The 24,015-nt window shown below is 66.2% G+C and carries 24 protein-coding genes; 16 read left to right on the forward strand and 8 right to left on the reverse strand.

From position 1 onward, the window contains the following. Positions 1–49: 49 nt before the first annotated feature. The 7 genes from C3Y92_RS00520 to C3Y92_RS00550 form a co-directional block, all read right to left on the reverse strand. Positions 50–2,089: a methyl-accepting chemotaxis protein gene (locus C3Y92_RS00520; protein WP_129348478.1), complete on the reverse strand. Its 2,040-nt coding sequence runs from the start codon at positions 2,087–2,089 to the stop codon at positions 50–52. Between the two features lie 324 nt (positions 2,090–2,413). Continuing rightward, positions 2,414–2,839 (reverse strand): arsenate reductase ArsC, encoded by a 426-nt coding sequence (locus C3Y92_RS00525; RefSeq protein ID WP_129348480.1) that lies wholly within the window; start codon positions 2,837–2,839, stop codon positions 2,414–2,416. Between the two features lie 114 nt (positions 2,840–2,953). After that, positions 2,954–3,406, reverse strand: a complete 453-nt coding sequence (locus tag C3Y92_RS00530; RefSeq protein WP_129348482.1) for an arsenate reductase ArsC — start codon at positions 3,404–3,406, stop codon at positions 2,954–2,956. Positions 3,407–3,462: 56 nt separating this feature from the next. Then, positions 3,463–4,566, reverse strand: a complete 1,104-nt coding sequence (gene arsB / locus C3Y92_RS00535) for an ACR3 family arsenite efflux transporter (RefSeq protein ID WP_129348484.1) — start codon at positions 4,564–4,566, stop codon at positions 3,463–3,465. 53 nt (positions 4,567–4,619) lie between these two features. Then, positions 4,620–5,330 carry a cytochrome c biogenesis CcdA family protein gene (locus C3Y92_RS00540; RefSeq protein WP_129348486.1) on the reverse strand — a complete coding sequence of 237 codons (711 nt, stop codon included), beginning with the start codon at positions 5,328–5,330 and terminating at the stop codon, positions 4,620–4,622. A 9-nt stretch (positions 5,331–5,339) separates the two neighbouring features. Further along, entirely contained in the window at positions 5,340–5,708 is a 369-nt protein-coding gene (locus C3Y92_RS00545; RefSeq protein ID WP_129348488.1) for a thioredoxin family protein, read from the reverse strand. Beyond that, entirely contained in the window at positions 5,705–6,091 is a 387-nt protein-coding gene (locus tag C3Y92_RS00550; RefSeq protein ID WP_129348490.1) for a putative zinc-binding protein, read from the reverse strand. Before C3Y92_RS00550 ends, C3Y92_RS00545 begins: the two co-directional genes overlap by 4 nt. 617 nt (positions 6,092–6,708) lie before the next feature. Between C3Y92_RS00550 and C3Y92_RS00555 the strand changes: the two genes are divergently transcribed. From C3Y92_RS00555 to C3Y92_RS00630, 16 genes are all read left to right on the forward strand, one after another. Beyond that, positions 6,709–7,890, forward strand: coding sequence for an iron-containing alcohol dehydrogenase (locus C3Y92_RS00555; RefSeq protein WP_129348492.1), 1,182 nt, complete (start codon positions 6,709–6,711; stop codon positions 7,888–7,890). A gap of 466 nt (positions 7,891–8,356) precedes the next feature. Then, positions 8,357–8,917, forward strand: a complete 561-nt coding sequence (locus tag C3Y92_RS00560) for a 4Fe-4S dicluster domain-containing protein (RefSeq protein WP_129348494.1) — start codon at positions 8,357–8,359, stop codon at positions 8,915–8,917. Next, the gene (locus C3Y92_RS00565; RefSeq protein ID WP_129348496.1) at positions 8,914–9,795 is read left to right on the forward strand and encodes a CoB--CoM heterodisulfide reductase iron-sulfur subunit B family protein; all 882 of its coding nucleotides are present in this window, start codon (positions 8,914–8,916) and stop codon (positions 9,793–9,795) included. The genes C3Y92_RS00560 and C3Y92_RS00565 overlap by 4 nt, the downstream gene beginning before the upstream one ends. A 19-nt stretch (positions 9,796–9,814) precedes the next feature. Continuing rightward, complete coding sequence (locus C3Y92_RS00570) at positions 9,815–11,773, forward strand: CoB--CoM heterodisulfide reductase iron-sulfur subunit A family protein (protein WP_129348498.1); 1,959 nt, start codon at positions 9,815–9,817, stop codon at positions 11,771–11,773. Continuing rightward, complete coding sequence (locus C3Y92_RS00575) at positions 11,761–12,246, forward strand: hydrogenase iron-sulfur subunit (protein ID WP_006921948.1); 486 nt, start codon at positions 11,761–11,763, stop codon at positions 12,244–12,246. The genes C3Y92_RS00570 and C3Y92_RS00575 overlap by 13 nt, the downstream gene beginning before the upstream one ends. Next, complete coding sequence (locus tag C3Y92_RS00580; protein WP_012749775.1) at positions 12,233–13,204, forward strand: 4Fe-4S dicluster domain-containing protein; 972 nt, start codon at positions 12,233–12,235, stop codon at positions 13,202–13,204. The genes C3Y92_RS00575 and C3Y92_RS00580 overlap by 14 nt, the downstream gene beginning before the upstream one ends. Beyond that, positions 13,204–14,250: a 4Fe-4S dicluster domain-containing protein gene (locus C3Y92_RS00585; RefSeq protein WP_129348500.1), complete on the forward strand. Its 1,047-nt coding sequence runs from the start codon at positions 13,204–13,206 to the stop codon at positions 14,248–14,250. The genes C3Y92_RS00580 and C3Y92_RS00585 overlap by 1 nt, the downstream gene beginning before the upstream one ends. A gap of 10 nt (positions 14,251–14,260) precedes the next feature. Continuing rightward, positions 14,261–15,097, forward strand: coding sequence for an FAD/NAD(P)-binding protein (locus C3Y92_RS00590; RefSeq protein WP_012749777.1), 837 nt, complete (start codon positions 14,261–14,263; stop codon positions 15,095–15,097). A gap of 110 nt (positions 15,098–15,207) precedes the next feature. Then, positions 15,208–15,699 (forward strand): ferritin-like domain-containing protein, encoded by a 492-nt coding sequence (locus C3Y92_RS00595; RefSeq protein ID WP_012749778.1) that lies wholly within the window; start codon positions 15,208–15,210, stop codon positions 15,697–15,699. A gap of 115 nt (positions 15,700–15,814) precedes the next feature. Beyond that, complete coding sequence (locus tag C3Y92_RS00600; RefSeq protein ID WP_129348502.1) at positions 15,815–16,657, forward strand: hypothetical protein; 843 nt, start codon at positions 15,815–15,817, stop codon at positions 16,655–16,657. 21 nt (positions 16,658–16,678) lie between these two features. Then, entirely contained in the window at positions 16,679–18,115 is a 1,437-nt protein-coding gene (locus C3Y92_RS00605; RefSeq protein ID WP_235669564.1) for a two-component system sensor histidine kinase NtrB, read from the forward strand. Further along, positions 18,108–19,439: a sigma-54-dependent transcriptional regulator gene (locus C3Y92_RS00610; protein WP_129348504.1), complete on the forward strand. Its 1,332-nt coding sequence runs from the start codon at positions 18,108–18,110 to the stop codon at positions 19,437–19,439. Before C3Y92_RS00605 ends, C3Y92_RS00610 begins: the two co-directional genes overlap by 8 nt. A 240-nt stretch (positions 19,440–19,679) precedes the next feature. Then, complete coding sequence (locus C3Y92_RS00615; RefSeq protein WP_129348506.1) at positions 19,680–20,006, forward strand: HdeA/HdeB family chaperone; 327 nt, start codon at positions 19,680–19,682, stop codon at positions 20,004–20,006. Between the two features lie 63 nt (positions 20,007–20,069). Continuing rightward, on the forward strand, positions 20,070–21,266 hold the full coding sequence (locus tag C3Y92_RS00620) for a potassium channel protein (RefSeq protein ID WP_129348508.1): 1,197 nt from the start codon (positions 20,070–20,072) through the stop codon (positions 21,264–21,266). Further along, entirely contained in the window at positions 21,263–21,790 is a 528-nt protein-coding gene (locus tag C3Y92_RS00625; protein ID WP_129348510.1) for a cyclic nucleotide-binding domain-containing protein, read from the forward strand. The genes C3Y92_RS00620 and C3Y92_RS00625 overlap by 4 nt, the downstream gene beginning before the upstream one ends. A 99-nt stretch (positions 21,791–21,889) precedes the next feature. Beyond that, positions 21,890–22,564 (forward strand): Fic family protein, encoded by a 675-nt coding sequence (locus C3Y92_RS00630; protein WP_129348513.1) that lies wholly within the window; start codon positions 21,890–21,892, stop codon positions 22,562–22,564. 86 nt (positions 22,565–22,650) lie between these two features. On the opposite strand, the gene C3Y92_RS00635 is transcribed toward C3Y92_RS00630, so the two are convergent. Beyond that, complete coding sequence (locus tag C3Y92_RS00635; protein ID WP_129348515.1) at positions 22,651–23,904, reverse strand: type 1 glutamine amidotransferase family protein; 1,254 nt, start codon at positions 23,902–23,904, stop codon at positions 22,651–22,653. Positions 23,905–24,015 lie beyond the last annotated feature (111 nt).

Below are 24,015 nucleotides of genomic sequence, written 5' to 3' on the forward strand. Positions count from 1 at the left end.
CCGCGGCGGCGGGGCCTTGTCGTTTCAAGGGAGGGCGAGGGCCACGACCCTAGCTGTTGCTGCGGAACGTGGCCACGAGCTGCTCCAGGGCTTCCACCTGCTGGCCCACGCTCGACACCACCCCGGCCGACTCGCGCATGCCCTGGGCGATCTCCGAGGACAGGCGGCTGACCGCCTCCTCGGCCCGGCTGATCTCTTCGCTGGTGGCCGACTGCTCCTCGGCCGCCGTGGCGATGCCCTGGACCTGGGAGGACGTCTCGTCCACCAGGGCCACGATGCGGGCCAGGGCCGCCTCGGATTCGCTGGTCAGCTCCGTGGCGTGGGCCACGGCGGCGGTCGACTCGTCCACCTTGGCCATGCTGTCCCGGGCGCCGGCCTGGATGGCCCCGATGGACGCTCCCACTTCCTTGGTGGCGGTCATGGTCTTTTCGGCCAGCTTGCGCACCTCGTCGGCCACCACGGCGAAGCCCCGGCCGGCGTCTCCGGCCCTGGCCGCCTCGATGGCGGCGTTGAGCGCCAGCAGATTGGTCTGGTCGGCGATGTCGGAGATGACGTTCATGATGGCCCCGATGGCTTGCGCCTTGGCCCCGAGTTCGTCCATGCCGGCCTTGACCTGGCGCGAGGCCGCGTCCACCCGGCCGATGGCGGCGATGGACCGTTCCACCACGGCCCGGCCGTCCATGGCCTGAGACCGGGCGGCGTCGGCCTTGGTCGAGGCCTCGGCCGCGTTTTTGGCCACCTCGAGCACGGTGGCGTTCATTTCTTCCATGGCCGTGGCCGTCTCGGCCGTGCGCCGTTCCTGCTCCTCCACCGAAGCGGCCACGGCGGAAATCTCTCGGGAAAGCTCCGCCGCCACGCCGTCCAGGGCCTCCATGACGCCCTGGAGCTGGTCGGCGGCCAGAAGCAATCCCTGGGTCTTGGCTTCTTCCGCCTTGGCCTGGGCGGTCTTGACGTCTTCCAGGGCTTTGGCCACCTGGGCGGCCTGGGCCTCGGCCTCCCGGCTCTTGGCTTGGGCCTCGGCCAGATTGGCCTTGATGCTGGCCCCCATGGAACTCAAGGCTTCGCCCAGGGTCTGCAGTTCGTCGCCGGACGTGATGGCGATGCGCCGGTCCCGATCGCCCTGGGCCACGGCGGCGGCGAAATCCACGCACTGGCGCAGCTTGCCAAGCACGGTCACGCGCAAGAGCAGCAGGATGGCCGCCAGGATGGCCGCAGTGACAATGAGCGCGATAATGGCGTTTTGCCGGGTGGCCGCGTCGGCGTAGGCCCCGAATTCGGCCACCGGCGCTTCCACGGCCACGAACCAGCCGGTCCTGGCGTCCCGGGTTACGGCCACGAGATGCCGGCCCGAGGCGTCCTCGTATTCGAGCACGGCGCTGCCAGCCACGCCAAGGACCCGCTTGCCGGCCTCGGATCGGCCCAGGTCGTCCTTCATAAGTTGCTTCTTGTCCGGATGGGCCAGGGCCATGCCCTGGGCGTCCAGGATGAAGGCGTAGCCCGTCTCCCCGACCTTAAGCGACGTCAGGTCGGCGGTCAGCGACTCCAGGTCCATGCCGGCGTTGACCAGGCCGACGAGCTTGCCGGCGGCGTCGCGGATGGGCTGGGCCAGGACCACGGCGGCCTTGCCCGTGGTGCGGCTGACCAGGGCCTTGGACACCACGTCGGTCTTGCCCGCGTTCATGACGGCGGCGAAGTAGTCGCGGTCGGCCACGTTGACCTTGCCCACGGCCGCCGGGTTGGTGGACGCCAGGCACAGGCCCGAGGCGTCGAAGACGTTGGCGTAGTCCACGCCGTCCAACCCCTTGACAAAGTTCGACAACACCTCGGAAGCCGCCTCGGCGCCCTGTCCCTGGGCGGCCCGGATCAAGGCCGGAGTCTTGGCGAAGCTCGACAACAGCTTGAGGTTGGCCGCCAGTCTGCCGGTCACATCCTTGGTCAGGGACTGGCCGAGCAGGGCCATGGCCTGGCCCTCGACCTGGGTGAAGGCTGTTTTGACGGCGCGATCATTGACCAGAACCAGAGCGGCCATGCCGATGACGACAATAAGAAGGGTGGGCGTAAAGAATTTGGCGCGAAGCGACAGGCGCATGGCGTTCCCTCCTGCGGCAGGGGTTCGGGGCTGCGGGGAACGCAACAGCCCAGTCTTCCCTATATGCCATGCCGACACAAAGATGTCCACGCTTCGCAAGCGTTGTTGCGATGCAAACGACCATGCCCGCACACAACAAAGCCCGGCGACCAGGCCGGGCTCTACAGGGTCAAATCGGCCCCATCGGCACTAGCGCGCCAGAGGAGCCGCCGACCTCACGGCTCCACGGCGACGTGGCGTTATGGTCCGGCAGCCACATCGCAACAGCCTGCCGTGCCATCTATCCTGTCTATACTATATAGCCTGTAGCATTTTTAGCGACAACTATTTGTCAAGGCTTTCCGGCAGCCCGGCCACGAACTCCCGGATGGCGTCGCGCACCCGGCGGTAATGGCCAAGCGCCTCCTCCTCGCTGGCCGCGCCGGCGGCCAAGGCCGGGGGGTCCTCAAAACCGACATGGACCTTTTTGACCGGCCCCGGAAAAAACGGGCACAGGTCATGGGCCGAACCGCACAACGTCACCACGTAGTCAAAGGCCACGTCGGGCAGCTCGGACACAAGCTTGGAGGACTGTCCCGAAATGTCCACCCCGGCCTCGGCCATGACGGCCACGGCCCGGGGATTCATGCCGTGTTTCTCCACTCCGGCCGAATAGGCGGCCAGCACGTCGCCGCGCAGCGCCCGGGCAAAGCCCTCGGCCATCTGGCTGCGACAGGAATTGCCGGTGCACAGGAAGAGGATATTTTTCAAAGATGCCTCCGGCGGCCGGGGGGATGATCCCCCCGGACCCCTGCAATGGGAAAAGGGTTTATAGGGTTGCTGGCGCAGCCGATGTTTCGGCCGGCGCGCGTGAAAGACGCTCGGCTAGGCCCGGTCGCCCAAGGGGCGGCCGGCCTCGTCGGCCAGCTCCCGGGCCAGGACGGCCATGCGCTCCTTGATGGCGTCGCGGATGCCCCGCACCGCCTCTAGGCGCTCTTCCTCGGTCCCGGTGACGGCGGCCGGGTCCGGGAAAGGCAGATGCAGCCGCCGGGCCACGCCCGGAAACACCGGGCACTGGCCTTCCAGGGACTCCTCGCACACGGTGATGACGGCGTCGTAAAGCTTGCCGTCGCGGAACAGATCAAAGACCTTGCGGGTCTTTTTGTCGGACAGGTCAAGGCCCTCTTCAGCCATGACGGCGACCACCAGCGGGTTGATCACCGTGGGGTCAAGGCCGGCGCTTTCCACAGTCACGCCGTCGCCGGCCATTTGCCGCAAAAAAGCCTCCGCCATCTGGCTGCGGGCGCTGTTGTGCACGCAGATGAAAAGCACACGCATGAAATCCTCCTTGTCAACCGAATGCCCCGGCATAGCCCGTCGCCGTGGCATTTCCGTTACGGACGCGGCGGGCACGCCACATGGCACACCCCGGCAGGCGTGGCCACGGCATGGGGAAACCAGCGCCGCCGCAGCCGCAGGGCCACGCCGACCAGGGCGATAAGCGCCGGCACCTCCACCAGCGGCCCGATGACCGCCGCGAACGCCTGGCCCGAATCCAGCCCGAAAACCGCCACGGCCACGGCAATGGCCAGCTCGAAATTGTTGGAGGAGGCGGTGAACGACAAGGTGGCCGATTGCTCGTAGTTGGCCCCGGCCCGCCAGGACAGCCAGAACGAGGCCAGGAACATGGCCACGAAATACAGGCACAGCGGCACGGCCACCCGGACCACGTCCAGGGGCAGGGCCACAATGAACTCGCCCTTGAGCGAAAACATGACCAGAATGGTGAACAGTAGGGCCACCAGCGTCATGGGCGCGATGCGCGGCACAAAGCGCGTCTCGTACCACTCCCGGCCTCGTAGCCGCAGCCCGGCGAACCGGGAAATCACCCCGGCGATGAAGGGGATGCCCAGGTAAATAAACACGCTCTCGGCGATCTGGCCCATGCCCACGGTCACCGCGCTCCCGGAAAGCCCCAGCAGCGGCGGCAGCACGCTCAGAAAAAACCAGGCATAGACCGAAAAAAACAGCACCTGGAACACGGCATTAAACGCCACCAGCCCGGCGCAATACTCCCGGTCGCCGCCAGCCAGATCGTTCCAGACGATGACCATGGCGATGCATCGGGCCAGGCCGATGAGGATCAGCCCGGCCATGTAGTCGGGCTTGTCAGGCAAAAAGACCACGGCCAGCAGGAACATGAAGATCGGGCCAATGACCCAGTTCTGGGCCAGGGACAGACCCAGCACCCGGAAGTCCTTGAACACCCGCCCCATTTCCTCATAGCGCACCCGGGCCAGGGGCGGGTACATCATCAAGATAAGGCCCAGGGCGATGGGGATGTTGGTGGTCCCGACCTGAAATAAGCCCACCACCTGGCGCACCCCCGGGGCCAGCCAGCCCAGGCCCACGCCGAGGAACATGGCCAGAAAAATCCACAGCGTCAGATAGCGGTCCAGAAACGACAACCGACCGGCAATGGCGTTTTCCCGTTCCATGGCGTCCTCGCTTTTCCTGCTTATATGCTCTGCAATACTCCCGAGCGCAAGGCTCAAGGCCCCGCCAAAAGCGGCGAAAGCAGAAAATACAGGCCGGCCAAGCCCACCAGCGCCCCGGCCCCGCGCCGCAACAGGGCCAGGGAACGGCCCCGGCCGGCTCGTTCCAGCCAGCGGCCGGTCGCCCCGGCAAAGGAACCGGCCGCCAGGATGGGCAGGCAGTGCCCCAGGGCGAATAGGGCCGTCAGGGCCAGGCCCCAACCCACCTCGCCCGACAGCGTGACCACGCCCAGCACCGGGGCCAAAAAGCCGAATGTGCAGGCCCCGGACAGGACGCCGTAGGCCAGGCCGAGCAGGAACGCCCCGGACAGGCCGCGCAGGCGCAGCCGGGCCAGCCCGCCGCCGCCGCTGCGGGCCGGCAGCAGCCCGAGCATGTCCAGGGACACGATGACCAGCAGCGCGCCGACCGCTGCCGGAAGCCAGCCGCCCACATCCCCGAGCATCCGCCCAAGGAGCGCGCAGGCCGCGCCCACGGCGGCGATGGAGCCAAAAAGCCCCAGAGAGAACAAGGCGGCGTAGCCCACGGCGGCCCGCCCCTCCACCAGCCGCCCCTGGCCGGCCACATAGCCCACGATAAGCGGAATGGAGGCCAGATGGCAGGGACTTAAAAGCACGCTGGCCAGGCCCCAGGCAAAAGCCCCCAGCCCGGCCAGGACATCCTGGCCGGCCATCCAGCCGTGGACCGCCAACAACGTCTGGTCCAGCACGCCGGCTCCCTACTCGGCCAGAAGACGGTCCAGGATGTCGGCCATGGGCTTTTCGTCGAGAAATCCCTCGTGGCGCGACACTTCCTTGCCCGTCTTGTCGTAGAAAATCTGGGTGGGGATGACCCGTAGCCCGTACTTGCGCGGCTCGTCGCGGTTTTCCCAGACATCAATGAAGATGATGGCCGCCCGGCCTGCGTACCTGGCTTCCACCGAGGCCAGCACGGGCTGCATCATCTTGCAGGGCACGCAGGCCTTGGCCCCGAGATCGACCATGGTGACCATGCCCGGGGCCGGCACGGCCGGGACTTCCCCGGACCGGGCCGGAACGGCCGGCCAAAGCGCCAGACCCAGCAGCAGGGCGGCCAGAGGGCGCCTCACGGCCTCTCCCCGGCAAACAGGGCGGCGGCGGCCCGGGCGGCCTGGGCGACATGCTCGTCCGTGGCCGGGGTATGACCCTTCTCCAGGCCCAGGTCGGTCAGCCGCACATGGCCGAATCCGGTGAAGCCGGCCTGCTCCAGGGTCTTTTTGGCGCAGTCCAGCGGGCAGCCGTCAATGGCCGCGATGGCCGAGGCCGTCTCCACGGATTTGAGGATGCCGGGCACGCGCCCGCCAATACCGGCCAGGCAGAACATGGCCGCCGTGCCGTCGGCGGAAAGCCGGCGGGCGGCCAGGTCGGCCACGGCCCCGACGTCGGCTGCCCCGGAACAGGCAAACACGAAACGCGGTTTTGCGCCGCAGGCGCAGGATGACGCAGGCTGCATGAGATCTCCCCTCTGGCGGCCATTGGCCGCTTAAGTTTGCTTTTTGGCAAAATAGCCAACATGAGGAGTCGCGGTCAAGTCTTCTCCGCTGTCCCTTTAGCCTTGGCGAGGTTCGGCCAGCTCCTCCCGCCAGGCACGCTGTCCATCGCGTCGCGTGTTCTTCTGTTCGCTGGCCTGCTGGCGGGCGTTTCCTTTTGTCCTGCCCGCCCAAAAATAGGGCGCATTTTCCAAGCGACCAGAATTACGCGGCATTTATGTACCCGCGATGCCCGCTCTTGGGACAACTCGCCCCATGACAAGCAGGTGTCCCCTTTTTACCCAACACGGCCCGAAGCATGGGGCAACTTGTCCAGCTGTGGGCAACATGCTGTTTTTAATTGATTTCCGTCTGCTTCAGCGACACAGGGGCCAATGCGGGCGGGCGACATGGGACTTTCTGCGGCCAGACTGCCCCCGGGGTAAAAAGGTCTGACGTTTTAACTGCTTGAAATACATGGACGGCGAAGTTGGCCCGGGAATTGCTTTAGAAGGGGCAACGTTTACGCATACGCCAAACGGAAATCAGGTTTGGGGTCCGTTCGCAAAACCATAACCTTAACCACAGTGAGGTTGGCACCATGGCTGTTCGCGAGCAAGTTTACGGTTTCTTCATTCCCAGCGTGACCCTCATCGGCATCGGCGCTTCCAAACAGATCCCCGAAAAGATCAAGGCTCTGGGCGGATCGAAACCGCTGATCGTCACCGATAAGGGCGTGGTCAAGGTCGGCATCTGCAAGCAGATCACCGATCTCCTCGACGCCGCCGGGATGAAGTACCATGTGTACGACGAGACCATCCCCAACCCCACCGACGAAAACGTCCACAAGGGCGTGGAAGTCTACAAGAAGGAAGGCTGCGACAGCCTCATCACCCTGGGCGGCGGCTCCTCCCACGACTGCGGCAAGGGCATTGGCCTTTGCGTCTCCAACGGCGGCAAGATCCATGACTTCGAAGGCGTGGACAAATCCTCCAAGTCCTTCATGCCCTACCTGGCCGTCAACACCACGGCCGGCACCGCTTCGGAGATGACCCGCTTCTGCATCATCACCGACCTGTCCCGCCACGTGAAGATGGCCATCGTTGACTGGCGCGTCACCCCGCACATCGCCATCGACGACCCGGTCCTCATGGTCGGCATGCCCCCGGCGCTGACCGCCGCCACCGGCATGGACGCGCTCACCCACGCCGTGGAAGCCTACGTGTCCACCATCGCCAACCCGATGACCGACGCCTGCGCCGTCGAAGCCTTCAAGCTGATCTTCAAGTACCTGCGCAAGGCCGTGGCCAACGGACAGGACATCGAAGCCCGCGAAGGCATGTGCTTTGCCCAGTACCTGGCCGGCATGGCGTTCAACAACGCCTCCCTGGGTCATGTCCACGCCATGGCCCACCAGCTGGGCGGCTTCTATGACCTGCCGCACGGCGAATGCAACGCCATCCTGCTGCCCCACGTCGAGAAGTTCAACCTGATCGCCAAGGCCGAGAAGTTCGCCGCCATGGCCGAGATCATGGGCGAAAACACCGCCGGCCTGTCCACCCGCGACGCCGCCGAACTGGCGCTCAAGGCCATCCGTCAGCTGTCCGCCGACGTCGGCATCCCGGCCGGCCTCATCGAGCTTGGCAAGAAGTACGGCAAGGACGTCAAGGCCTCCGACATCCCGACCATGACCGGCAACGCCCAGAAGGACGCCTGCGGGTTCACCAACCCCCGCTGCCCGACCGACAAGGACGTGACCGACATCTACACCGCCGCCCTGTAACAATCAGGAACGCGGGATGCGAAAGGGGGGCCTTCGGGCCCCCCTCTTGACGAGCGGCCCCGGGGATTTTCCCGGGCGGCACGTCACGCGGCAAACGATGATAACGGCAATCCGGCATGGCCCACGGCCGTGGCAGCGACCCGGCCATGCCTTCTTGCGGACGCATTCTCAGGCCGAAAATGCGTCCGAACGGACCGAAAATGCGGCCCATGACGGCCGAAATTTTCCGACTTTGTACCAAAACGGCACAAGGTCACTATGCCAAAAATCTGGAGCTTTGGCATAACCACGCGACTACAATCGGTTTTTTCCTCCAGGCTCGACGCCCGGTCCGGGGTGGCAAACACCTGACCGCCGTGCTATCCACCCCGGACTGCGGTCGTCGTGCCCGCCGGGGGGGTCTGGGCGTCTGGGCGCTCCGCTAGCGATAGTGTCGTCACCTTTCACGTCAACCGGATAGGATCGAATGAACATCATCAATCTCACCCGCGATTATGACGAGGATTTCGTTCACAGGGTGGAGGAGGAGTCCGGTCAGAACGTCAGCCTGTGCTACCAGTGCGGGAACTGCACGGCCGGCTGTCCGTACACCTTTGCCTACGACATCCCCGTCAGCCAGATCATGCGCCTCGTCCAGGCCGGCCAGAAAAAGACCGTGCTTTCCAGCAAGTCCATCTGGCTGTGCGCCACCTGCGAATCCTGCACCACCCGCTGCCCCAACATGATCGACGTCGCCTGCGTCATGGACGTGCTGCGCCACATGGCCCGCCGCGAGGGCCTGGCCGCCGTGCCGCAGGTCAAGACGTTCTGGGACAGCTTCCTGGATTCCGTGCGCGCCCACGGCCGGGTTTTCGAACTCGGGCTGCTCATCAACTACGTCGCCAAGACCGGCCGGTTCTGGACCGACATGGACCTCGGCCCCAAGATCCTGCCCAAGGGCAAGCTCGGCTTCACGCCCCACGACATTCAGGGCAAGGAGCACGTGGCCCGGATTTTCGAGCGTTTCGAGAGGGAGTCCAACTCATGAGCGAAGCCATCGCCTACTACCCGGGCTGTTCGGGCCTGGGCACGTCCAAAGAGTACGACACCTCCACCCGGGCGGTGTGCGCCGCCCTGGGACTGTCCCTGGTGGACATCCCGGACTGGAGCTGTTGCGGCTCGTCTCCGGCCCACACCAAGGACCATGTGCTCTCCGCCGCCCTGGCCGCCCGCAACCTGCAGCTCGTGTCCGACATGGGGCTTAAGGCCGCGGCCACGCCCTGCCCGAGCTGCCTGACCAACCTGCGCACGGCCAACCACCGCTGCGAGGCCGCGCCCTTTAAGGCCAAGGTCGACAAGCTCCTGGACGACCCCTACGCCGGCGGCGTCAATGCCGTGTCCGTGCTCCAGGCCCTCACCGAGATGGTCGGGCTGGACGCCGTGAAATCGGCCGTCCGCACGCCGCTTAAAGGCCTCAAGGTGGCCTGCTACTACGGCTGCATCATGAACCGGCCGCCCGAGCTCATGGCCTTTGACGACTGCGAAAACCCCATGGCCATGGACAACATCCTGGCGGCCATGGGGGCCGAGGTCGTGCCCTTTCCGCTCAAGGTCGAGTGCTGCGGGGCCTCCTACGGCATCCCCCGGCCCGACGTGGTGGCCAAACTCTCCGGCAAGCTCCTGGACGTCGCCCAAAGCGTCGGCGCGGACATGGTCGCCGTGGCCTGCCCCTTGTGCCAGATGAACCTGGATCTGCGCCAGGGCCAGATCAACCGCGCCGGCGGCACCAACTACCGGATGCCGGTCCCTTACTTCACCCAGCTCATGGCCGTGGCCCTGAACATCGCGGACGAGGACATCGGGTTTGGCAAGCTCTGCGTGGACCCCAGGCCCGTCCTTTCCAAGGCCCTTGCGGTCGCGGACTAACAGCGAGGGAGCATAGGCAATGCGAATCGGCGTTTTCGTCTGCCACTGCGGCAGCAACATCGAAGGCACGGTGGACACCGCGACCGTGGCCAAGGCGTCCCTGGATTTTCCCGAGGTCGTCTACGCCACGGACACCATGTACGCCTGCTCGGAACCCGGCCAGGACGGCATCATCCAGGCCATCAAAGACAAAAACCTTACCGGCGTGGTGGTGGCTTCCTGCACCCCGCGCATGCACGAGCCCACCTTCCGCAAGGCCGTCGAACGGGCGGGGCTTAACCGCTTCATGTTCGAAATGGCCAACATCCGCGAGCACGTCTCCTGGATCGGCCGGGACCGCGAGGCCAATACCAACAAGTCCGTGGATCTGGTGCGCATCGCCGTGGAAAAGCTGCGCCGCGACGCGCCGCTGATCCCCAGCAAGTTCTCGGTCAACAAGCGCGTCATGGTCATCGGCGGCGGCGTGGCCGGCATCCAGGCGGCCCTGGACTGCGCCGACGGCGGCCTTGAGGTCGTGCTGGTCGAGCGCGAATCCTCCATCGGCGGCAAGATGGCCAAGCTCGACAAGACCTTCCCCACGGTCGACTGTTCGAGCTGCATCCTGGGCCCCAAGATGGTCGACGTGGCCCAGCACCCCAACATCACGCTCCACGCCTACGCCGAAGTCGATTCCATCGGCGGCTACGTGGGCAACTTCCAGGTGCAGGTCAAAAAACGCGCCACCTACGTCGATTGGGAACTGTGCACCGGCTGCGGGGCCTGCATGGAGAAGTGTCCGAGCAAGAAAAACCCGGACGCCTTCAACGAAAAGATCGGTCCCTGCACCTCCATCAACATTCCCTTTCCCCAGGCCATCCCGAAAAAAGCGGTCATCGACCCCACCACCTGCCGCCAGTTCGTCAAGGGCAAGTGCGGCGTGTGCGCCAAGGTCTGCCCGACCAAGGCCATCCGCTACGACATGACCGATGAGATCGTCACCGAGGACGTCGGCGCCATCGTGGCCGCCACCGGCTACGACCTCTTCGACATCTCCAAGGTGACCGAGTACGGCGGCGGGCGCTACCCCGACGTCATCACCGGCCTGCAGTACGAACGCCTGCTGTCGGCCTCCGGCCCCACCGGCGGCCACATCAAGCGGCCCTCGGACGGCAAGGAACCCAAAAACGTCGTCTTCATCCAGTGCGTGGGTTCGCGCGACAAGTCCCTGGACCGGCCGTACTGCTCGGGCTTCTGCTGCATGTACACGGCCAAGCAGACCATCCTGACCAAGGACCATATCCCGGATTCCCAGTCCTACGTCTTCTACATGGACATCCGCTCTCCCGGCAAAATGTACGACGAGTTCACCCGCCGGGCCATGGAAGAGTATGGCGCGCGCTACATCCGGGGCCGCGTGGCCATGGTCTACCCCAAGGGCGACAAGATGATCGTGCGCGGGGCCGACACCCTGGCCGGCACCCAGGTCGAGATCGAAGCCGACCTGGTCGTCCTGGCCGCCGGCGCCGAAGCCGCCAAGGGCGCGCCCCAGCTGGCCGAGAAGCTGCGCATCTCCTACGACAAGTACGGCTTTTTCATGGAAAGCCATCCCAAGCTCAAGCCCGTGGAGACCAACACCGCCGGCGTCTATCTGGCCGGTTCCTGCCAGGGTCCCAAGGACATTCCCCAGTCCGTGGGCCAGGGCAGCGCCGCCGCCGCCAAGGTTTTGGCCCTGTTCTCCAAGGACATGCTGGAAAGCGATCCGCAGATCAGCCGCGTGGACATCAAGCGCTGCGTGGGCTGCGGCAAGTGCATCATGACCTGCCCGTTCAAGGCCATCAAGGAAGTCGAATTCCGGGGCCAGAAAAAGGCCGAGGTCATCGAGACCGTCTGCCAGGGCTGCGGCATCTGCACCTCCACCTGCCCCCAGGGGGCCATCCAGCTGTCGCACTTCACGGACAACCAAATCCTCGCGGAGGTCAACGCCTTATGCCAGTCCTGACCGGCAAGGAACTGCGGATCGTCGGATTCCTGTGCAACTGGTGCTCCTACGGCGGCGCGGACACGGCAGGCGTTGGGCGGTTCAATCAGCCCACGGACCTGCGGATCATCCGCGTGCCCTGCTCCGGGCGCATTGATCCCCTGTTCATCGCCAAAACGCTCATTAACGGCGCCGACGGCGTCCTCGTCTCCGGCTGCCACCCGCGCGACTGCCACTACGCCGAGGGCAACTTCTACGCCCGCCGGCGTCTGGAAGTCCTCAAGCGCTTCCTGCCTATCCTGGGCATCGACCCGGCCCGGTTCGACTACACCTGGGTCTCGGCCTCGGAAGGCCAGCGCTGGCAGAAGGTGGTGACGGTCTTTACCGAACAGATTCACGCCCTGGGACCGGCGACGCGCCACGAGAACGTGTCCCCGGAACTGTTGGCCAAGGTCGCTTCGGCCATCCAAGGAGGCAACCGTGTCGCGGCTTGACGCTCTTAAAACCCGCATCAAGGAGGCTTTGCCCGGCCTTGAATGCGTCATCGGTTGGCAGAAAGGCTACGACGCCCTGCACAACACGCCGCTGTTCATCCGCGGCGAGGCCGACGTGGACAAGCTGGAGTGGGGGGCGCTCAACGTCCACAATCCGGCCGTCTACCTGCCGAGCTTTGCCGGCAAGAAGGTCGGCGTGGTGGTCAAGGGCTGCGACTCCCGCTCGGTGGTCGAACTGCTCCAGGAAAAACTCATTGACCGCGACAACGTCGTGATCTTCTCCGCCGGCTGCGACGGCGTGGTGGACATCGCCAAGGTGCGGGCCAAGCTGGCTGCCGCCGGATTAAACGCCGGCAACGCCGAAAAGGTGGCCGTGGACGGCAAGACCGTCACCGTCACCGCCGCCGGCAAGGCCGTGTCCATGCCCATGGCCGAGGTGGCCGCCGACAAGTGCCTGCGCTGCCAGTTCCCCAACGCCGTGCTGGCCGACGCCTTTGTGGGCGACCCGGCTCCCCAGGTCCAGGCCGCGCCGGCCGCCGACGCCGACCTGGCCGCCCTGGACGCCATGAGCGTGCCCGAGCGCATGGCTTTCTGGCGCTACCACATGGACCGCTGCATCCGCTGCTACGCCTGCCGCAACGCCTGCCCCATGTGCGTGTGCCGCGACCACTGCATCGCCCAGAGCCGCGAGCCTCACTGGCTGAGCCAGGAAGACTCGGTGACGGAAAAGCTGATGTTCCAGGTGGTCCACGCCATGCACCTGGCCGGCCGGTGCACGGAATGCGGCGAATGCCAGCGGGCCTGCCCCATGGATATCCCGGTTCTGGCGCTCAAGAAGCACCTCAACCGCACCATCCACGACCTGTTCAACTACCAGGCCGGTGTTGACGTTGCCGCGATCCCGCCGCTTTTGCAGTTTAAGCTCGAGGAAGACAACATCAAGGAGCGAAGCTGGTAATGGCCGCCGTCAAATACATCCCCCGGGAGAAACTCCCCGAGTGGCTCAAGGCCCTGGCCGCCCAAAGCCGGGTGCTCGTCCCCGTCGAGGAAGGCGGCAGCGTGGTGTTCCGGCAATACGACCCGGCCCGCGCTCCGGTCTTCGGTTCCGACGCCACGGCCCCGCCCAAGGGCGCGGTCTTCCCGGCCAGCCAGGAGCTTTTCAGCTACGCCTACGGCAAGGAAGGCGAGGACCACGCCCCGACCCTCAAACTTGATCCCAAGACCGAAGCCCAGCCCACGGTGGTCTTCGGCTCCAAGCCCTGCGGCGCGCGCGGATTTCTCATCTTCGACCGCGTCTACATGGGCAAGAAGTTCCCGGACCCGTATTACATCGCCGCCCGTGAAGCCACGGTGTTCGTGACCATGGCCTGCGCCACGGTGGAGAACACCTGCTTTTGCCACTGGGTCGGCTCCGGCCCGGCCGACGCGGCCGGCTCGGATGTGCTCTTAACCCCGGTCGAAGGCGGCTACACCGTCGAGGCCGTAAGCGAGAAGGGCGCGAAGTTCCTGGACAACCCGGCCCTGGCCGACGGCGCGGCCAAGGCCGCCGAGGCCGAGGCCGTGAAAAAGGCCAGCCGCGACGCCCTGGGCGAAGCCCCGGACATCGCCTCCTCGCCGGCGGCGCTTTTGGCGCTCTTCGACGACATGGAGTTCTGGCGCGACCAGTCCGACAAGTGCGTGAGCTGCGGGGCCTGCACCTACCTGTGCCCCACCTGCTACTGCTTCTCCATCACCGACGAAGGCACGGGCACGGCCGGCCGGCGGATGCGCTCCTGGGACGCCTGCATGCACTTCCAGTTCACCCTGGAAGCCTCGGGCCACAACCCGCGTCCGACCAAGGCCCATCGCCTCAAAAACCGCGTCGGCCACAAGTTCAGCTACTACCCGACCCTGCACGACGGGCTTATCGCCTGCTGCGGCTGCGGGCGCTGCGTGAAAAGCTGCCCGGTCTCGGTGGACATCCGCGAGATCGTGCAAAACGCCGTGGCCAAGGCCAAGGGCTAGAGGTTTACCCATGACCGATCCATTCAATCCCTATCTGCCGGAAGTGGCCACCATCCTGGAGACCGTCCAGGAGACCCACAACATCATGACCTTCCGGGTGCGTTTCGACGACGAAGCCAAGATGAAGGCCTTCACCTTCGAGCCGGGGCAGGTGGGCCAGCTGTCCGCCCCGGGCATCGGCGAATCGACCTTCGTCATCAACTCGCCCCCCACCCGCATGGACTACCTCCAGTTCTCGGTCATGCGGGCCGGCGAAGTGACGGCCAAGCTGCATACGCTCACGGCCGGCGACAAGATCGGCGTGCGCGCGCCCCTGGGGAATTCCTTCCCCGTGGCCGACATGAAGGGCAAGGACATCGTGTTCGTCGGCGGCGGCATCGGCATGGCCCCGCTGCGCACGCTGTTCCTCTACATGCTCGACAACCGGGCCGACTTCGGCAAGATCCGCCTGCTCTACGGCGCGCGTTCGCCCCTGGACATGGCCTTTTCCGCCGAACTGCCCGAGTGGACCGGACGCAGCGACATCGAAACCACGCTGACCATCGACCGCGAGGCCGAGGGCTGGCAGCACAAGGTGGGCCTTATCCCCAACGTACTGCTGGAAATGGCCCCGGCGGCCGACAACTGCGTGGCCATCACCTGCGGCCCGCCCATCATGATCAAGTTCACCCTGGAAGCTCTCAAAAAGCTGGGCTTTGCCGATGAACAGATCGTGACCACGCTGGAAAAGCGCATGAAGTGCGGCATCGGCATCTGCGGCCGTTGCAACATCGGCACCAGCTACGTCTGCGTGGACGGCCCGGTGTACACCTACGCCCAGCTCAAACAGCTCCCCAACGAACTGTAAGAGTCCACGCACGAAGACAAAGACGGGAGCCGACACGCTCCCATTCCGGGGGGACCGGGGGGGATGATCCCCCCCCGGCCGCCGGAGGCCTCTTCAAAAGGAGACGCGACATGGCTCGTTTTTTCAGCGCCAGCGACATTGTCGGCACGGCCATCGAGATCGAGCGCCGGGGCCGCAACGTTTACAGCAAGGCGGCGGCTGCCGCCACGAATCCCGACGTCAAAAGCTTCCTGGAGTTCTTTGCCGGCGAGGAAGCCCGCCATCAGGCCATTTTCGAGGCCATGGCCGGGCGCATCGCCAAGATCGAGGTGCCGGCCGGCAGCGATGAGGAAGAGTACATGGACTATGTCCAGGCCCTGCTCGACTCCCACGCGCTTTTCTGCGGCGGAGCCCCCGAAAAGGATCTGGCCAACGCTTCCGACGCCATTGCCGCCATTGAGCTGGCCGCCCGCTTCGAAAAAGACACCATCCTCTACTTCCGCGAGATGATGGACCTGCTGCCGCCGGCTGAGTCCGGCATCGTCAAGCAGTGTCTGGACGAAGAGCGCGGCCACCTGCGCCAGTTGACCAAGATGCTGGCCACCCTTCGCCGCAGCGCCTAACCGTCCGAGACGGGACGGCCGGCTTGGGCCGGGCGTCCCGAAACCGCGCGTTTGGGGCCGGCGGCAGGTGATTGCCGCGTCGCCGGCCCAAACGCCAGCCGGGGGGAGGACGATCATGTACCACGATGTGTTCGGCTTTGACGCCATGCCTCTGGCCAGCCCCCTGGACAGCGCCCCTGGCACCCGGGCCGCCGAAGCCCTGGAGCAGGGACTGTCCGCCCGATTGCTTGGCCTTGTGCTCGCTTCCGATCTGTTCGCCGCCCGCACGGGTTCGCCCCGCCAGTCCCGGCATAACGTCCCGGTGGCCGCCTGCTGGCCCGGCGCGGCCATCGTTGTCTCCGGCGAGGCCCTGGACCAGGACGACCTCGACGCCTTTCTCGGCTGCCTGCTGCTGGCCCTGCGCAGCCCCATGCGCGGTTCGGCCCGTTTTCCCCTGCGCGATCTGGCCCGGCTGATCCGGCCCAAGGCCCGGCGTTTCGACGTCCGCCGCCTGGAACGCTCGCTGTGGCGTCTGGCCGCCTGCCGCCTCAACGTGGAAGAAGCCGGCGGCGGCTACGCCCTGCAGCTGCGCCTGCTCGACGCCGTCCTGTGCGACCGCCGGGCCGGGCTGTGCGCCGTGGACGTCGGCCCGCGCATGCTGGCCGCCTGCGGCGACCCGGAACGCATGGAGCGCCTCCTCGCCGCCCGTGCCCCCCTGGCTGACGGCTTTGCCCGCTGGCTGGCCGGTTTCCTGTCCTACGGCCCGGCCGCCCTGCGGCTGGATTTCACCGCCCTTCGCCGCTTGTCCGGGTTGTCGCGCCAGCCCATGGCCGCCTTCCGGGTCCGGGCCGTGGCCGCGCTGCAGGATTTTCTGGGCCTTGGGGCCATTGCCGCCATAGAGTCCGCCGGTCCCGACCGGCTCATCGTCTCCCGGCCCGCCGCCAGGGGCGAGGAGCCGGCCTGTCTGCTGCTGTCGTAACGCCAGACCCCATGGAACGGCATGATGTCCGCGGCCGCCGGTGAGGATGAAAAATCCTGGGACGCATCGCAAAAGGCTCCCCAGCGTCTACGATTGGACCGGCTTGTGCCCGGTCCGGCGCGCACCTTGCCGCTGCGGCGGCTGACCCTGGACGTGCTCCGCGACGGGCGGGAATCCTTCATGACGCCATCGCGCTTGCGCACCCCCCTGCCCAGACGCTCCATGGAACCCCTGGCCGCCGACGTCCTGCCCCATCCGCCAAGCCTGGAAGACCTCATCGGCATTGAGCACAGCAAGCTCGGGTTCTATCAGGAGCTGCGCCAGAAGGTCGAAGAACTCCAGGACGCCCACCAGGAATCGGAGCTGCGCCGCCAGGAGATCGCCGCCATCCTCGACGGCATCACCGACGTCATGATGGTGCTCACCAAGGACCTGCGCATCATCTCCGTCAACCACGTCTTCCACGAACTTTTCGACGTGCCGCGCCCCGAGGGCCAGCACTGCTACAAGCTGTTCCGGGCCTCGGCCTCGCCCTGCCCGGAATGCCCGGCCCATCGCTCCTTTCGCTCCAACGCCGTGTGCCGGTGCATGGGCACGTTCAAGATCCACGGCCTCAGCCGCCGCTTTGAGATGGTGGCCTCGCCCATCCACAATCCCGACAGCCCGGAATCGCGCATCCTCATCTTCAAGCGCGACGTCACCCTGGAAAACGAATACCAGGCCAAGTATTATCAGGCCGAAAAAATGGCCACCATCGGCATGTTGGCCGCCGGCGTGGCCCATGAGATCAACAATCCCCTCACCGCCGTCTACGGCCTGGCCGAGGGCATCCGCCGCCGGCTGCCGGCCATCCGCGCGGCCGTGGACGACGACCTCTACGTCGACGTGGCCGAATACACCGAAACCATCCTCATGGAATGCCGCCGCTGCCGCGACATCGTGCGCTCCATGCTGTCCTTTTCCCGGCCCCACACCCTGGCCTTCTCGCCGGTGTGCTTAAACGAAGTCGTCACCGACACGTTGAGCATCCTGCGCAGCCGGCTGGAGGACCGGGCCGCCGCCGGCCTGCGCCTCACCGTCAACCTGCACCAGGGTTTGCCCACGGTGGCCGGCGACGAGGCCCAGCTCAAGCAGGTGCTTCTCAACATCCTGGTCAATTCCATGGACGCCATCGAGGGCGAAGGCGAGATCACCGTCACCACCCATCCCGAGAACGACAACACCGTGAACCTCTCGGTGGAGGACACCGGTCGGGGCATCCCGCCGGACAACATGGACAAGCTTTTCAATCCATTTTTCACCACCAAGCCCGTGGGCCAAGGCCTGGGCATCGGACTTTCCACTTGCTACAGCATCGTGCGCGAACACCACGGGGTCATCGAGGTGGCCAGCGAAGTGGGCATCGGCACGCACTTTACCGTGAAACTTCCCCTCGACAGCGGGCATCCCAGTGAATAGCGCCTACAGCGTCCTTGTGGTCGACGACGAACCTTCCATCGGCAAGCTCCTGCTCAAGGAACTGACCACCCCGGCCCGGGCCGTCCATGTGGCCGCCTCGGCCCGGGAAGCCCGGGAACTCCTGGCCAAGAACGAATACGAGGTGGCCGTCCTCGACATCCGCCTGCCCGACGCCAACGGCCTCGACCTCATGGTCGAGCTGCGCCAGCGCCAGGAGGATCTCGAAACCATCCTCATCACCGGCCACGGGGCCATCGACACCGCCGTGGAGGCCATGAAGCTCGGGGCCTTTGACTACGTCACCAAGCCCTTCAACCTAGCCGAGCTGGAACTGCTCATCGAACGCGCCTACCAGCGCACCTATCTGCGCCGCGAAAACCGCCGGCTGCGCCACTTCCAGGGCCAGACCCCGCCGGTGCAGCTGGTCGGCAATTCTCCGGCCATCAAGCAGGTGCGCTACCTCATCGAGAAAGTCGCCCCCACCGAAGTGCCGGTGCTGATTACCGGCGAATCCGGGGCCGGCAAGGAGGTGGCCGCCCACCTCATCCAGACCCTGTCCAAGCGCCCCGACAAGCCCTTTTTCATCAAGAACTGCGCCACACTGCAAAAGGAGTTGGCCCGAAGCGAACTCTTTGGACACCTGCGCGGCTCGTTTACCGGCGCGGTGGAGAACAGCGAAGGCTTCATGGCCTTTGCCAACAAGGGGACGCTGTTTCTCGACGAGATCGGCGAGCTGCCCATTGAGGTCCAGGCGGCGCTGCTGCGCGTGCTGGAAAACAAGACTTACCGCCGGGTGGGCGAAAAGGAAGAACGCCGGGTGGACATCCGGCTGGTGTTCGCCACCAACCGGGAGCTGGTCAAGGAAGTGGCCGAGGGCCGCTTCCACGAAGCGCTGTTTCACCGCATCAACGTCTTCAACATCGAGATGCCGTCCCTGCGCGAGCGCCGCGAGGACATCCCGCTTCTGGTGGAATTTTTCCTCTCCCGCCTCACCGCCGGCCAGGCCCCGTTCCGCATCTCCGACCGGGCCATGAAGTGTCTGACCAGCTACGACTGGCCGGGCAACGTGCGCGAACTGCGCAACGTCATGGAGCGCTCCATCATCCTGTCGGAAAACAGCCTCATCACCGAACACGCCCTGCCGCGCGAGTTCCTGGAGCCGGCCCGGGCCGAGGAAGAGATCCTCACCCTTGAGGCCAAAGAGAAGGAGCACATCGCCAAGGTGCTCAACTTCTACGACAACAACCGGTCCCTGGCAGCCGAGGCCCTGGGCATCTGCCGCAAGACCCTCTATCGCAAGATTCGGCAGTATAATCTCTTCTAGGTCGTTTTTTTGCCTCCGGCGGCCGGGGGCCTGAGGCCCCCGGACCCCCCACATGGGGAAAAGGGTTAAGGGGGTTCTCTGTCGGTCGGCGCGCCCAGGCGGTCGGCAATGGCGCATGGGCGCAAACGCCGTTGCCTCTGGCGGGGCGGCGGCACTTGCGCTAGGCTGGTCGCCGTCCAGGCGGCATCGGCCCGGCCCGTTTGGCGCGCCCATGCTGTTATCCCAACCATCGGAGGCTCCATGCGCACCATTCCCGCCTGCGTCCTTGCCTTGGCCCTGTGTCTGGCGGCCGCGACCCCGGCCTTGGCCAAGAAACAGCAACAACCCCAGAATATCGACTTCGGGGCCGTCACCTGCAAGGAATTCATCGCCGAGATCGCCGCCGGCGACGAGGAATCGGCCGGCATCATCCTCATGTGGATCGACGGCTACTTGAGCGGCGTGTCCGGAGACGCCGTGCTCAATTGGAAGAATCTCGAAGCGTTCTCCGGTTCTCTCATGGAAGCCTGCGCCAAAAAACCCGGCAAGAAGGTTCTGGATGTGGCCAAGGACATCGGCATTAACTGATCCGCAACGGCTCGCAAACACGGCGCGGGGGCCAAGGCCCCTCGCCGTGACGGCCCACCGCCCGTGAACGCCCCCACCGCCTTCCTGCGCCATCTGTTCGCCTCCACCCTGGCCACGGCCACGGCCCTGGTGGCCGCTATTCTGCTGTTGGCCAGTCTGGGGTTTTATTTCGTCGAACTGCGCGACATCCCCGGCCGGACCCTGTTCGATGCCCTGTGGTGGGCCATGACCACCCTGTCCACCGTGGGTTACGGCGACATCGTGCCCGCCACCGTGCCGGGCCGGCTCATCGGCATGGGCATCATGGGCGCGGGCATCGGCATCATGGCCGCCCTGACCGGCAACCTGGCCTCGGCCCTTATTGAGCGCCGCAACCGCAAACGCCTGGGGTTACTGCCCGTGAAAACCGCCGGACACAGCATCGTGCTGGGCTGCAACGCCCATGCTCCGGGGCTGATCAAAGCCCTGGCCGCCGCTGCGCCGCCCACGCGCGGCCCGGCCGTGGCTCTGGTCGCCCAGCTCACCCCCGAAGCTTTTGCCGAACTGGCCGCCGACCTGGGCCTGGAGGAACGCCTGACTTTTTGCCGGGGCAACCCGGCCCAGGAGAGCGTCGTGGCCCGGGCCGCCCCGGCCGCCGCCCGGGCCGCCTACATCCTGTCCCAGGACGGGCTGTCGCCGGAAGAGGCCGACCAGCAAACGCTGCTCACCGCGCTGACCTTTCGGAGCCTGGCCCCCAAGGTCCAGCTCTACGCCGAGGCCCTGCTCGAAACCAACCGCAAGCATCTGGCCCGGGCCGGCGTGGACGTGACCCTGGTGCGCGGCGACCTCACCGAACGCGCCCTGGAAACCATGGGCGAGCACCCGGCTCTGTGGCATTTTCTCGAACGCCTGCTCGGCACGTCCGGCCATCGGGCCATGCGCGCCCGGGCCATGAGCCACGACGAAAAAGCCCTGCGCTGGTCGGCCCTGGTCGGCCAGGCCCTGGCCGCCGGCGACGGCCTGCCCGTGGCCGTCTTCCGCCTGCGCCGCGACATCACCATCAAGGAACTCCTGGACGCCGACTCGGCCCTGGACCAGTTCATCCTGGAAATGTTTGCCGCCTACGGCCAGGAAGGCCGCCTGGGCCGCCAGGGGCCGGCCGTGGCCGTCAATCCCGGCGACGGCCTGGATCTGGCCGATTTCGACGGCCTGATACTCCTGGAAACCCAGGCCCCGCCGGCCAAGGCCCATGCTCCGGCCGGCGACGGAGAACAGCCGTGAACGGCGAGGCCCTGAAAAAAGCCGCCCTGTTCGCCGACCTCGCCGACGACGAACGCGACCGGCTCGTGCCCGCGTTCACGCCCTTGTCCCTGGCCGCCGGCCAGGCGGTCATCGTCGAAGGACAGCCCGGAGACGAGATGTTTTTGCTCACCTCCGGCCGGGTGCGCGTCACCAAGGCCATGCTGCTTAAGGGCATCGTCGCCCCGGGCCTGGACGGCGCTGCCGCCGAGAAAACCCTGGTGGAGCTCTCCGACGCCCAAAGCCCCTTTTTCGGGGAAATGGCGCTGCTGGATCGCGACATCCGTTCGGCCACCGTCACCTGCCTCACCGACTGCCGCTTTTTGCGCATCGACCGCGACGCCTTTTTTGCATGCCTCCAGGCCCATCCGGCCCTGGGCGTCAAGGTGCTCGCCGCCCTGGCCAAACGCCTGGCCGGGCTTGTGCGCAAAAACAACGTCGAAGTGGTCAAGCTCACCACCGCCCTGGCCCTGGTCTTAAGCCGGCGGGGGGCGGAGAGAAGATAGAGCAGGGAAGAGCAAGAAGCCTCCGGCGGCCGGGGCCTGAGGCCCCGGACACCCAAAAGGGGGGAAGGTCCAAGGGGGGCGGCGCAGCAGTGAGGAACCATGCCTACGGATCGCACAAAAATCGAAAAAGCCCTCTTCATCGCCAAGAAAAATCTGGCCGGGCTGGTCTATGACTTCCAAACCCTGGAAGGCATGCCGTTCACCCTGCCGGAAGTGCAGACCTACCTGCAGGGCATTACGGTCGGCGGCCATAAGATCGAAGACGAAGACAAGCTCAAGCAACAGGCCCTGGCCTGGAAGCAGCTCATTGTCTTGGTGGAAACAAACAGCTTTGTGTTTTCCAAGGCCACGGCCTGCGCGCTCCAGGCCATCGTCGCCAAGGACGAGGCCCTGGAAATCGGGAGGTTTCGCCAAGGGCAAGTATGGATCAAAGGGGCTGACTACCTGCCCCCGGACCACGAAACCCTTGACGCCCGTTTCCAGGCCTTGTGCGAAAGAATCAGCGCCCTGGAAGATCCCTTCGAACAAGGCGGCGTCGCGGCCCTGGACATGGCGCGTAATCAGTACTTTTACGACGGCAACAAGCGAACCGGTTTTCTCATGATGAACGGCTTGTTCCTGACAAACGGCCTTTTGCCTTTCAGCGTCCCGTCTAAGCACGTCCTGGACTACAATATCATGGTGTTGGAGTATTATGCTACGGGTAACGAAAGGCCCATGCGCCGTTTTTTCGAAGAACAGTACGCGGCCCAGTATCCTGGTTTCCATAGGTGAGCGTTGAGGAGAGAAAGAGGGTCTCCGGCGGCCGACCGCCCCCCGGACCCCCGAAATGGGGGAAGGAGCAAAGGGGGAGCGGCGGATCAGGAGAGTAGGCGCAGCAGCAGGGCGTCGAGGGTCGCGGCCAGCTCGCCGCACAAGCCGCCGCCGCCGGGCGAGGCCCCGAACAGCTCCCGCCGCTCGGCCGCCAGACCCGGATCGGCCCCGGCCTGGCGCTCCACCAGGGACAAGGTGATCTCCAGCCGCTGGGCCGGAAAAAAGACCTCCAAGCGCCGGGCAAAGGCCGCCGCCCGCTGGGCGAAATCCGGCCCGGCCTGCCGCCAGTAGGCCACGGCCGCCTCCGTCGGCGGCAGGGCCGAGGCCCCGGCCAGCAGGGCCGAGAGGTTGGACAGCGAAAACCCCGGCATCCCCGGCCGCCAGCCCAGCAGCCAGTCGCTGCGGCGCATGAGCAGCCGCGCCTCGATACCGGCCGCGATCACCGATTCGATGTCGCGCCGGGCCGCCTCCAGATGGGCGTCGTCAAAGCGCCGCGTCTCCTTAGCCGGATGCCAGGCCGGCACCAGCCGCCCGGCGATTTCCCCGCCCGGATCGAAAAGCCCCAGCAGATGAGCCAGCCAGGCGTTGGCCTGGGGCGAATCCGGCGTCTCCAGATGGGCATGGGACAGCACGTAGCGCCCCCGGCCATAGGCCCCGGCGATGACGCAGGCCCCGCCGTCCAGAAAGGCCGGGGCAAGCGTCAGGCCGAAACGCGCCTGACAGGCCCCGAGCAACGCCCCGGGCATGGCCCCCAGGGCGATGTCGGCCAGCATGAAATCCTCGCCCGGACCGGCATAGGCGGCCACCACCGCCGTGCCGTCCCCGCCGCCCGCGCCCGGCGGCGGCACGAAGCCGGCCGGCCACCAGACCGGGGCCTGGAAATCCTCGGGCAGCTCCGCCGGCAGATAGGGCGAGGCGGCGTCGCCGCGAAGGCGCACATGGCCGCTGGCCAGATGCTCCAGCCGGTCGGCGAAGGGCCGGCGCGTCCAATCGCAAAGGCCCAGGCCGGCGTCATGGGAAAGGGCCAGGCCGCAGCCGCCGCACACGCCGAAATAATTGCCCCCGCCGGCCACATAGTCGCGCACGGCCCGCTGTCCGGCCGGCCCCAGGGCCGCGAACTTGGGCCGGGAGAATCCGCCCGGCACCAGTAGCGCCTTGGGCGGATGGGCGGCCAGTGCGCCGCCGGCCACCGCGGCGCAGGTCACGGGGCGGCACGGCGCGCCCAGGGCGGCCAGCCCCCGGCACAAAAGCAGCCCCCACACATGGGCATGGTCCCACAACACAGCGAATGGCGCGGTCATGGCCCTGTCCTACAACCTCGACCGGCCGCCGGCAAGAAGCGCCTTGTATTTCAAGGGGGGGCGCAGTATTGGGGCCTATCGTCAGCCATGCCGCCAAGGTGCGACGGCTTG

This window comes from Solidesulfovibrio carbinolicus (assembly GCF_004135975.1).
Lineage (GTDB): Bacteria > Desulfobacterota > Desulfovibrionia > Desulfovibrionales > Desulfovibrionaceae > Solidesulfovibrio > Solidesulfovibrio carbinolicus.

Excerpts from the sequence above, each read along its gene's own strand:
- C3Y92_RS00565 (WP_129348496.1), top strand. The coding sequence starts at position 8,914 with ATGAGCGAAGCCATCGCCTACTACCCGGGCTGTTCGGGCCTGGGCACG.
- C3Y92_RS00590 (WP_012749777.1), top strand. The coding sequence starts at position 14,261 with ATGACCGATCCATTCAATCCCTATCTGCCGGAAGTGGCCACCATCCTG.
- arsB (WP_129348484.1), bottom strand. The coding sequence starts at position 4,566 with ATGGAACGGGAAAACGCCATTGCCGGTCGGTTGTCGTTTCTGGACCGC.
- C3Y92_RS00600 (WP_129348502.1), top strand. The coding sequence starts at position 15,815 with ATGTACCACGATGTGTTCGGCTTTGACGCCATGCCTCTGGCCAGCCCC.
- C3Y92_RS00605 (WP_235669564.1), top strand. The coding sequence starts at position 16,679 with ATGATGTCCGCGGCCGCCGGTGAGGATGAAAAATCCTGGGACGCATCG.
- C3Y92_RS00635 (WP_129348515.1), bottom strand. The coding sequence starts at position 23,904 with ATGACCGCGCCATTCGCTGTGTTGTGGGACCATGCCCATGTGTGGGGG.
- C3Y92_RS00585 (WP_129348500.1), top strand. The coding sequence starts at position 13,204 with ATGGCCGCCGTCAAATACATCCCCCGGGAGAAACTCCCCGAGTGGCTC.
- C3Y92_RS00550 (WP_129348490.1), bottom strand. The coding sequence starts at position 6,091 with ATGCAGCCTGCGTCATCCTGCGCCTGCGGCGCAAAACCGCGTTTCGTG.
- C3Y92_RS00615 (WP_129348506.1), top strand. The coding sequence starts at position 19,680 with ATGCGCACCATTCCCGCCTGCGTCCTTGCCTTGGCCCTGTGTCTGGCG.
- C3Y92_RS00520 (WP_129348478.1), bottom strand. The coding sequence starts at position 2,089 with ATGCGCCTGTCGCTTCGCGCCAAATTCTTTACGCCCACCCTTCTTATT.
- C3Y92_RS00530 (WP_129348482.1), bottom strand. The coding sequence starts at position 3,406 with ATGCGTGTGCTTTTCATCTGCGTGCACAACAGCGCCCGCAGCCAGATG.
- C3Y92_RS00555 (WP_129348492.1), top strand. The coding sequence starts at position 6,709 with ATGGCTGTTCGCGAGCAAGTTTACGGTTTCTTCATTCCCAGCGTGACC.
- C3Y92_RS00575 (WP_006921948.1), top strand. The coding sequence starts at position 11,761 with ATGCCAGTCCTGACCGGCAAGGAACTGCGGATCGTCGGATTCCTGTGC.
- C3Y92_RS00560 (WP_129348494.1), top strand. The coding sequence starts at position 8,357 with ATGAACATCATCAATCTCACCCGCGATTATGACGAGGATTTCGTTCAC.
- C3Y92_RS00570 (WP_129348498.1), top strand. The coding sequence starts at position 9,815 with ATGCGAATCGGCGTTTTCGTCTGCCACTGCGGCAGCAACATCGAAGGC.
- C3Y92_RS00630 (WP_129348513.1), top strand. The coding sequence starts at position 21,890 with ATGCCTACGGATCGCACAAAAATCGAAAAAGCCCTCTTCATCGCCAAG.
- C3Y92_RS00595 (WP_012749778.1), top strand. The coding sequence starts at position 15,208 with ATGGCTCGTTTTTTCAGCGCCAGCGACATTGTCGGCACGGCCATCGAG.